The sequence below is a fragment of the Blastomonas sp. 34TW genome (genome assembly GCF_059803595.1).
Genome location: NZ_JAPFGW010000015.1, coordinates 61,170 through 70,573, shown reverse-complemented (window position 1 = coordinate 70,573; position 9,404 = coordinate 61,170). Strand labels below are relative to the sequence as shown.

At 62.9% G+C, this 9,404-nt stretch carries 12 protein-coding genes; 6 read left to right on the top strand and 6 right to left on the bottom strand.

Annotated elements, in window-relative coordinates; translation table 11 throughout:
- From OPU69_RS17290 to OPU69_RS17270, 5 genes are all read left to right on the top strand, one after another.
- Positions 1-581, top strand: a 581-nt coding sequence (locus OPU69_RS17290) for a cold-shock protein (protein WP_498512711.1), incomplete at its 5' end; no start/stop codon positions are given.
- A gap of 219 nt (positions 582-800) precedes the next feature.
- Positions 801-1,211, top strand: coding sequence for an energy transducer TonB (locus OPU69_RS17285; protein ID WP_498512709.1), 411 nt, complete (start codon positions 801-803; stop codon positions 1,209-1,211).
- Positions 1,212-1,518: 307 nt separating this feature from the next.
- Positions 1,519-2,124 carry a hypothetical protein gene (locus OPU69_RS17280; RefSeq protein WP_498512707.1) on the top strand — a complete coding sequence of 202 codons (606 nt, stop codon included), beginning with the start codon at positions 1,519-1,521 and terminating at the stop codon, positions 2,122-2,124.
- 127 nt (positions 2,125-2,251) lie between these two features.
- On the top strand, positions 2,252-3,436 hold the full coding sequence (locus OPU69_RS17275) for an acyl-CoA dehydrogenase family protein (protein WP_498512705.1): 1,185 nt from the start codon (positions 2,252-2,254) through the stop codon (positions 3,434-3,436).
- Positions 3,433-4,188, top strand: coding sequence for an SDR family NAD(P)-dependent oxidoreductase (locus OPU69_RS17270; RefSeq protein ID WP_498512703.1), 756 nt, complete (start codon positions 3,433-3,435; stop codon positions 4,186-4,188). The genes OPU69_RS17275 and OPU69_RS17270 overlap by 4 nt, the downstream gene beginning before the upstream one ends.
- Before the next feature lie 6 nt (positions 4,189-4,194).
- Here the strand turns inward: OPU69_RS17270 and OPU69_RS17265 are convergent, their stop codons facing one another.
- Positions 4,195-4,575, bottom strand: coding sequence for a VOC family protein (locus OPU69_RS17265; RefSeq protein WP_066209308.1), 381 nt, complete (start codon positions 4,573-4,575; stop codon positions 4,195-4,197).
- A 120-nt stretch (positions 4,576-4,695) separates the two neighbouring features.
- On the opposite strand from OPU69_RS17265, the gene ung reads away from it, so the two are divergent.
- On the top strand, positions 4,696-5,424 hold the full coding sequence (gene ung / locus OPU69_RS17260) for a uracil-DNA glycosylase (RefSeq protein WP_060978604.1): 729 nt from the start codon (positions 4,696-4,698) through the stop codon (positions 5,422-5,424).
- Here the strand turns inward: ung and OPU69_RS17255 are convergent.
- From OPU69_RS17255 to OPU69_RS17235, 5 genes are all read right to left on the bottom strand, one after another.
- Positions 5,421-5,987 (bottom strand): peptidoglycan recognition protein family protein, encoded by a 567-nt coding sequence (locus OPU69_RS17255; protein ID WP_066270850.1) that lies wholly within the window; start codon positions 5,985-5,987, stop codon positions 5,421-5,423. The genes ung and OPU69_RS17255 overlap by 4 nt on opposite strands.
- A 93-nt stretch (positions 5,988-6,080) precedes the next feature.
- Positions 6,081-6,485, bottom strand: coding sequence for a DUF2177 family protein (locus OPU69_RS17250; protein WP_060978602.1), 405 nt, complete (start codon positions 6,483-6,485; stop codon positions 6,081-6,083).
- A gap of 40 nt (positions 6,486-6,525) precedes the next feature.
- The gene (locus OPU69_RS17245) at positions 6,526-7,098 is read right to left on the bottom strand and encodes a hypothetical protein (protein WP_060978601.1); all 573 of its coding nucleotides are present in this window, start codon (positions 7,096-7,098) and stop codon (positions 6,526-6,528) included.
- A gap of 60 nt (positions 7,099-7,158) precedes the next feature.
- Positions 7,159-7,542, bottom strand: a complete 384-nt coding sequence (locus OPU69_RS17240) for a VOC family protein (RefSeq protein WP_060978600.1) — start codon at positions 7,540-7,542, stop codon at positions 7,159-7,161.
- A 170-nt stretch (positions 7,543-7,712) separates the two neighbouring features.
- Positions 7,713-9,305, bottom strand: coding sequence for an isocitrate lyase (locus tag OPU69_RS17235; RefSeq protein ID WP_060978599.1), 1,593 nt, complete (start codon positions 9,303-9,305; stop codon positions 7,713-7,715).
- Between the last annotated feature and the right edge of the window lie 99 nt (positions 9,306-9,404).

Here is a 9,404-nt window from a genome sequence, read left to right as displayed (position 1 = left end):
GCGGCGGCCCGCGCGGCGGCGGCGGTGGTGGCCGCGGCGGCTTTGGCGGCATGCCCACCCAGGTGGTCGGCGAAGCCAAGGGCAAGGTGAAGTTCTTCAACGCCCAGAAGGGCTTCGGCTTCATCCAGCGCGAAGATGGCGGCGACGATGTGTTCGTCCACATCAGCGCAGTCGAGCGGGCCGGTCTTTCCAACCTCGCCGAGGGCCAGGGCCTGGAATTCACGCTGGTCGATCGCGGCGGCAAGGTTTCGGCCAGCGACCTCAAGATCGACGGTGAACTGATCCCCGTGTCCGAAGGTTCGGGCGGCGGCGATCGTGGCGATCGCGGTCCGCGCAGCGAGGCTCCGCGCCGCGAACTCACCGGCGAGCGTGCGACCGGAACGGTCAAGTTCTTCAACGCGATGAAGGGCTTCGGCTTCATCACCCGCGACGATGGCCAGCCCGATGCGTTCGTGCACATCAGCGCGGTCGAGCGTGCCGGCATGGCAGGGCTCAACCAGGGCGACCGTCTGGAGTTCGACCTCGAAGTCGATCGCCGCGGCAAGCACAGCGCCGTCAATCTGGTCGCGCATAACGGCTGACCGGACCTCCGGGCCTGAACGGGCCGGGATGAGAGACATGAAACCCCGCCTGCGCCTGATGGCGCGGCGGGGTTTTTTGTTGGTCGTTTGGCTAGCTTTCCATGCCGAAACTGTCGCCGCGCCTGCAAGATCCTCTTGCCGGACAGTATTGCTCCCGACCTTGAACAGGCTCACACTGCCGACTTAATCCTTCGGAGGATGCCAATGACTTCGAGATGCTTGCTCAATCTCTTTGCTGGCGCGTTGGGCATCTCGGTGATCGTCATAGCGATTGCTGAGCCGGTCGTTGCAAGTTGGGAAGGGCAAGAGGGCGTCGCCCCGACAGGAGATACGCAAGTTGCAGCAAGCCAGGCTGCCAGGCCCCGGAATGACGCCTCTACATGGATTACACTGCAGGATTATCCCACGGATACCCGCCACGAAGGCGTAACCCGTTACCGTTTGTTGATCGCTCCCACTGGGCGGGTCGCCCAATGCGAAATCACCGAATCCTCCGGCTCGCAATGGCTGGATGAGGCGACATGCCGGTGTCTGGTCAGGCGCGCGCGTTTTCGTCCCGCGACCAATAGCAAGGGCGAAGCCATCGAGGGCCGATATGAAGGCATGATGCGCTGGTACATTCCGGACTAGGGAAGCAAACAGCTAGGCGCAGTCCGCACTTGGCGCGCCGCTTTCCGGCGAAAGCAGGAATCCAAAGTGGCGTCGGATAGGCTTGGCTGCCGGGGGTGCGTCGCTCCAAAATCCTCCCTTGGAAGGGGAGGGGGACCACGAAGTGGTGGAGGGGTGTCCGCATCCGCGAACGGACATCACCCCTCCGTCATCGCTTTGCGATGCCACCTCCCCTTGTAGGGGAGGATTTCTGCTTGCCCCGCGAAGCCAGGCGGATGATGCGGACCTGCGGTTGATCTGGATCATCTTTTCAGCTTTGTGCTCACCAATGGTCACCACATTCCTGATCGGCGCCCTGTGTCTAACAGTCTGGCTGTATCTCACCGATGCCGACGCTACAGCGATACGGATTCTGTGGACGTGCCTGCTGTACATGCTCGCCGCCGAAATGGTCGGAGCGATCTTGTCGATCACAGTCGATCTCGCTTTTCCGTTGAATGAATGGACCCTGCTGGGCGTCAACATCGTTCTACTAGCCCCCGTGTTTGAGGAGCTTGCAAAGGTCCTGGCCTGTCGTTCGCTGCGCGCTCCGCTACACCGCTTCGCACTGGTCTTCCTGTTCGGAATTTACGAACTGATGCTCTCAAAGCCGTTCACCATGGAGAAGCCATTTTCCATGCACGGCTTTTTCGAGTCGCTGGAAGCTGTACCGGCCTTAGGTGTGCATGGTCTGACCGCTGTGATCTACGCCTTCTATTTCACCGGTGCCAACTGGCGACAATTGACGATAGGTGTGGCGGTGCATTGTGCAAACAACGCACTTGCCTTCTTTGCTGGCGTGCAAGCGGCGCAGATCTATGCGGCGGCGTGCGCCGTTGCCATTCTTGCCCTGTTCCCATGGACTGATGAAGCCAAGCGAGGGCGCTGGGCTTAGAGTTTCGTTCTCCCGCTAGGGACAGCACGGGGCCAACAGCCTGACCCCCTGCAATTTAATCAGTTGATTAAACCGCCAGCTTTGATACCCGGCTCGCGCACATGCTACGCATACGGGAGCCTTTTTCATGTCCCATCTGTCCGCCGCCGAAGTCGATGCGATTGCCGCGAAGGTCGAGCGGTTCGTCCGCGATGTCGTCGCCCCTTATGAAAAGGATCCGCGCTGCGGCGCGCATGGGCCGTCGGAAGATCTGGTACTGGAGCTGCGCGCGCTCGCCCGCCAGGCCGGGGTGATGACGCCGCATATCCTGCCCGATGGCCGCCATCTGACCCAGGCACAGACCGCGATCGTGCTGCAGAAATCGGGTCTGTCGCCGCTCGGTCCCGTCGCCGTCAACACCGCCGCGCCCGACGAGGGCAACATGTATCTGCTCGGCAAGGTCGGCAGCCCGGAGCAGAAGGCGCGCTTCCTTGATCAGCTCGTCTCGGGCGATTCGCGATCGGCCTTTTTCATGACCGAACCGGCGGAGGAAGGCGGCGCGGGCTCCGACCCGTCGATGATGAAGACCACTGCGAAGCTCGACGGCAACCATTGGGTGATCAACGGGCGCAAGGCATTCATCACCGGAGCGGAAGGCGCGAAGGTCGGCATCGTCATGGCCAGGTCGGACGATGGCGCGTGCATGTTCCTGGTCGATCTGCCCGACCCTGCGATCCGTATCGAGCGCGTGCTCGACACCATCGACAGCTCGATGCCCGGCGGCCACGCCGTCATCAGCATCGACAACCTGCGCGTCCCCGCCGACCAGATGCTTGGGAACAGCGGCGAGGGCTTCAAATATGCGCAGGTCCGCCTCTCCCCTGCACGGCTGTCGCACTGCATGCGCTGGTTCGGTGCGGCAAGCCGCGCGCACGAGATCGCGAGCGACTATGCCTGCCGCCGCCACGCCTTCGGCAAGCCGCTAGTCGATCACGAGGGTGTCGGCTTCATGCTCGCCGAGAATCTGATCGACCTGAAACAGGCCGAGCTGATGATTGCCTGGTGCGCTGGCATGCTCGATACCGGCGCGCTCGGCACGGTCGAAAGCTCGATGACCAAGGTCGCGGTGTCCGAGGCGCTGATGCGCGTCGCCGATCGCTGCGTGCAGGTGATGGGCGGCACCGGGGTCAGCGGCGACACGATCGTCGAACAGGTGTTCCGCGAAATCCGCGCCTTCCGCATCTATGACGGCCCGACCGAGGTGCACAAATGGTCGCTCGCCAAGAAAATCAAGCGCGACCACAAACATGCTCAAGAAGGAGCCGCCGCATGACGCTCACCGCAGACCTGACCGGCCAGCGCATCCTCGTCACCGGCGCGTCGAGCGAGGGGTTCGGCGCGCATTTCGCCCGGCTGCTGGCCAGGAGCGGCGCGCATGTCATCGTCACCGCGCGCCGCCTTCCCGCGCTCGAGGCGCTGGTCGAGGACATCCGCAGCGCCGGCGGCAGCGCCGAGGCGATCCGCATGGATGTCGCCGATCTCGCCTCGGTGCGCGAAGGCATGGCGGCCGCCGGGGCGATCGACACCTGCATCAACAATGCAGGCGTCGCCGTCACCAAGCGTGCGCTCGACCAGACCGAGGACGATTACGATTTCGTGATGGGCATCAACCTCAAAGGTGCGTGGAATGTCGCGACCGAGGCGGCGCGCGGCATGCGCGAGCGCGGCGGCGGCAATATCATCAACACCGCCTCGATCACCGGCTTTCAGCCCGCAGCGGGCACCGGCCCCTATGCCGTGTCCAAGGCGGGCGTGCTGCACATGACGAAGCAGCTGGCGATGGAGCTGGCGCGGTTCAACATCCGCGTCAACGCGCTCGCCCCCGGCTATTTCCTCACCGATATCAACCGCGACCAGCTCTCTGGCGAGGCAGGCGAACCATTGCGCAAGCGCATCGCGATGCGGCGCTATGGCGAGCTGCCCGATCTCGACGGTCCGCTGCTGCTGCTCGCCTCCGACGCCAGCCGTTTCATGACCGGCAGCATCCTGACGGTCGATGGCGGGCATCTGGTGCATTCGCTCTGAGGCAGATTAGCCGCTCTGGACGACGCTGAGCAGGTTGCCGTCCGGGTCCTGGAACCAGGCGACACGTGCCGCTCCATCGGGCGCGGTCCAGATGCCGAGCGAGTCCTGGCCGAAGCCTTCATAGATCCTGGGCGCGATGCCGCGGCTGACCAGATGCTCCATGGTCTGCTCGATATCCTCGACCGACCAGCCAAGCGCCGGGTGCGGCGAGGCGGCATAGCCTTCGAGCTCGGTGATGCGGAGCACCGCGCTGCCCAGATCGAACACGGCGGCAAAGCCATCATCGGCAACGAACGCAAGCTGGAGCACGTCGCGATAGAAGCTTTCGGCGGCGCGGCGGTTGGCGGTGTTGATGAAGGTGACAGGCTTGGCGTGGGTGAGCGGCATGATGGCAACCCCTGCTGTGGCGTCGCGATTCGCGACACCTGCCGCGTATACCATCAAAACAGCTCCCGGCGAAAACCCCTGGCTTGACGCCATGACCAGCGCCGCGCCAAGCTTCGCTGCATGATCGAAAACGCAAGCACCGAAGCGGCCATCCGGCTTGATCCGCAATGGCGAGAGGCATTGGCCGGTGAGTTCGCCGCGCCGTATATGGCCGATCTCAAGCGCTTCCTGCTCGAGCGCAAGGCGGCGGGCGCGCGCATCTTTCCGCCGGGCAGCCACTGGTTCCGCGCGCTCGATCTGACCCCGCCCGACAAGGTGCGCGTCGTCATTCTGGGGCAGGACCCGTATCACGGCCCCGGCCAGGCGCATGGCCTGTGCTTCAGCGTCCGCCCCGGTGTGCCGGTGCCGCCCTCGCTGGCGAATATCTACAAGGAACTGCAGCGCGATCTCGGCATCGCACCGCCGCGCCACGGCTTTCTTGAACATTGGGCCGGCCAGGGCGTGCTGCTGCTCAATGCTGTGCTCACCGTCGAGATGGGCGATGCCGGGTCGCACCAGGGCAAGGGCTGGGAGCGGTTCACCGATGCAGTGATCGCCCGGGTCAATGCGCTGGAGCGCCCGGTCGTGTTCCTCCTCTGGGGGAGTCATGCGCAAAAGAAGGCGGCGGGCGTCGATAGCGTCGATCGCGGCGGACGGCATCTGGTGCTGAAGGCCCCGCACCCCTCGCCGCTCTCGGCACATCGCGGCTTTCTGGGCTGCGGCCATTTCAGCCAGGCCAATGCGTTTCTGATGGCGCAGGGGCAGGAGCCGATCGATTGGCGGTTACCCGAGAGTATCGACAGCGCCTAAACCTGCGCCGGATCGTCAATGCTGTTCAGGATCGCGCGAACATCGGCAATGAAATCCTGCCAGATTGCGCCTTCCTGGCCATTGTTCAGCAAGAGTCGGGGGCAGTTCTTGCCCGACCAGTGCCGGTGCGTCACCACCCGGGTCTCGGGTTCGAGGTTCAGGTCGTAGCACAGACAGGCGATCAAGGTCTTGGCCCGGTCGAACGCCCTGTTCTGGTTGATGCCCTTGTTCATGCAGATCTCTATGCCCAGACTTTGGGCATTGCCCTGGCTCGATCCGGCATGCCAGCCGACCTCGTTGAGCGGCAGATGCCGGACGCAGCTGTCGTCATCCACGGTGAAATGCCAGGATACCCAGCGCTTGCTACCGTTATGGATATAATATCCGGTCTTCGATAGGAAATTTGCGTGCGCCTCGGCATCGGCTCCGATGCTCGAGTTGTCGGTATTGTGCACCGTGATGTACCTTGGCAGCAGCGGTGATCCGCTGCGATTGCTGCGACCTTGCGGGATATGGCTGATCGACAGCATCAGGCTTCTGCCCAGTTCACCTCGGGTCGGCATGGCGGTCTCTCCTTCGCAGGCTGTCTGGAGCAGCGGACGCAGGCTAGAGCGAACAGGCGGCGCGAGTCACATTATCGGTCGTTCATCATCATTTTATCGGAACACCGCCCGCGTGACAGCAAATCCGACCAGCGCCGACGATCCGGTGAGGAACGTGCCCCAGATGATGTCGAGCACGGTGATCTTCGTGTGCCAGGTGGCGAGCGTCGCCTGGTTGGTGAGATCATAGGTCATGTAGCAGAAAAAGCCGAGCAGCGCGCCCTTGACCAAAGCGGTCTGCCAACGGCCATCGGCGAGCGCGGGCACGACCGCGAATATCTGGATGCCCGCAATGTAGAGCACATAGAAGACCACGGCGGGCGCGAGCCGGAACGAGGGCGCGAGCAGATCGCCGAGCAGTGGTTGATAGAGCCGCGGGGCCATGGTTTTCAGCCACACGCTGTCGATCAGCGCAAAGGCGAGCCCGGTGAACAGATAGGCGGCGGCATAGCGGAGCATGGCGAGGCTTTCGGCCAGAGGGATAGGTCGGACGATGCGGTCAGGCGCCAACGCGCGTCAAGCGGGTGCGGTTGCGGGTGAGCCACTCGCTCTTGTCGTCGTCGAGAAAATCGACCTCTTTGAGCGTCTCGACCTTATCGCCATCGCGCACGGTGGTGAGCCTGAGCGTTGCGGGACGATCGTCGTCGCTGCCCTTGGTTTCCTCGATCATCGTCCAGTGCGTCGCATCGCGCGAGGCCGGATCGATGCGCACCGCATAGGTCGTCACCTCGACCGCTCGCCCCTTGCGCAACAATGCGACCGCGACCGTCGACGCCTTTCCATCGAAAAGCTCGCCCGTCGTGATGCGGACGTTGCCGACCTTGGGCCCATCGTCGAAATCGGACACGCGCAGCATCGTCGCGCCATCGCCCTGATCGATGACGCGCGTCTTGACCGGAATACTGAACCAGCGATTGGCCGAATAATCGAGATAGCCCAGCTCGCCTTCCCACGACCCTGCCAGGCTGGCACGGGCGGCGGCGGCATTAGGGGCGGAAGAGGACGCTGGCTGGGCACTTGCCGCAGAAACGGGAACCAGACTGAGCGCAAGCAAGGCATATCGGAACATCATGGCCCCCTTTTGTGTGTTGCTGGGCCAGCTACGCGACCATCGCCTGCGCAGATGCGCCGCTCATTCCATCGGCTTGGGCTGCCACAGTTCGATCTTGCGGCCTTCGGGGTCCATGATGTGCGCGAACAGCCCGTTCGCCTCGGCGGGGAAGGTCTTGACCGGCTCCACCCCTTCGGCGGCGCAGCGGGCGAGCACGGACTCGAGATCGTCGACCATCAGGTTGAACATGAACTCCTTGGTCGAGGGCGCGAAATACTCGCTGCTTTGCGCGAACGGCGAAAACACCGTGCCAGCGCCAGGGTGATTCGCGGCGTCCTGCGGCAAAAAGACGAGCCCGCCCCAGTCATCGAAGGCAAGGCCCAGCACGCGGCTGTACCAGGCACGCAACGCATCAGGGTCCGGCGATTTCAAGAACAGCCCGCCCAGCCCGATGACCTTGCCCATATGCCGCCTCCGTATCGCGAGTCGGAGTCCAAGATATCATGAAGTCGATGCCAGAAAAAAGGAAACCCGCCGATGTTGCCACCGGCGGGGTAACCTTTTTCCTCCCCAGGAAAACTTTATCGGTCAGACATGTTTTAACAACGCAGTACCGATCACCATGAACCGACTGCTCAAGAGAACTGGTTCATCGTGTTGTTGACGCCGCCGGCCTTCAGCGCCGCCTCGCCAGCGAAATATTCCTTGTGAGCATCGCCGATGTCGCTGCCAGACATGTTCTGGTGCTTCACGCATGCGATTCCCTGACGGATCTCCTGCCGCTGGACGCCGAGTACATAACCCAGCATGCCCGCTTCTCCAAAATATTCCTTCGCGAGGTTGTCGGTGGAGAGCGCAGCCGTGTGATAGGTCGGCAGCGTGATCAGGTGGTGGAAGATGCCGGCGCGGCGCGCACCATCGGCCTGGAAGGTGCGGATGCGCTTGTCGGCGGCGATGCCGAGTTCGGTATCGTCATACTTCGCATCCATCAGTGCGCTGCGATCATATTCGGAGACGTCCAGGCCTTCCTTGACCATCGCGTCATAGACCTGCTGGCGGAAGTTCAGCGTCCAGTTGAACGATGGCGAGTTGTTGTACACCAGCTTGGCATTGGGAACGACTTCGCGGATGCGGTCCATCATGCCAGCAATCTGCTCGACATGCGGCTTTTCGGTCTCGATCCACAGCAGGTCCGCGCCGTTCTGCAGCGAGGTGATGCTGTCGAGCACGCAGCGGTCCTCGCCAGTGCCTTCGCGGAACTGGAAGAGGTTGCTGGGCAGACGCTTCGGGCGCAGCAGGCGGCCGTTGCGGTTGAGGATGACATCGCCGTTGCGCGCGGTGGCGGGGTCGATCTCCTCGCAGTCGAGGAAGCTGTTATACTGGTCGCCGATATCGCCCGGCTCGTGGCTGACCGCGATCTGCTTGGTCAGGCCGGCACCCAGCGAGTCGGTGCGGGTGACGATGACGCCATCCTCGACGCCCAGTTCCAGGAACGCATAGCGGCAGGCGCGGATCTTGGCGAGAAAGTCCTCGTGCGGCACGGTGACCTTGCCGTCCTGGTGGCCGCACTGCTTTTCGTCCGACACCTGATTCTCGATCTGCAGCGCGCAGGCCCCTGCTTCGATCATCTTCTTGGCGAGCAGATAGGTGGCCTCCGCATTGCCGAAACCGGCGTCGATATCGGCGATGATCGGCACGACGTGTGTCTGGAAATTCTCGACCTGACCCAGCAGTTCCTGCTCCTTCGCGGTGTCGCCAGCGGCGCGCGCCTTGTCGATTCCGCTGAACAGCAGGTCGAGCTCGCGCGCATCGGCCTGACGCAGGAAGGTATAGAGTTCCTCGATCAGCGCGGGCACGCTCGTCTTTTCGTGCATCGACTGATCGGGCAGGGGACCGAATTCGCTGCGCAACGCGGCGACCATCCAGCCTGACAGGTACAGATATTTGCGCTTGGTGGTGCCGAAATGCTTCTTGATCGCGATCATCTTCTGCTGCGCGATGAAGCCGTGCCAGCAGCCCAGCGACTGGGTGTATTGCGACGGATCGGCATCATAGGCGGCCATGTCCTCGCGCATGATCTTCGCGGTATAGCGAGCGATGTCGAGACCGGTCTTGAACCGGTTCTGCAGCTGCATGCGCGCGACGGATTCCGGATTGATGCCGGTCCAGCGGCCCTGCTTGCTGGCAACGAGCTGTTCGTTGGCGCGGATGTGATCGGTATAGGACATGGGGCTTTCCTCTTGCGAATCAGGCAGTGTCATAAATTGACAGCTGATGCTGCTGATTTACGCGACATGAGCCGGATCACCGCATCATTGCTGCAAGAA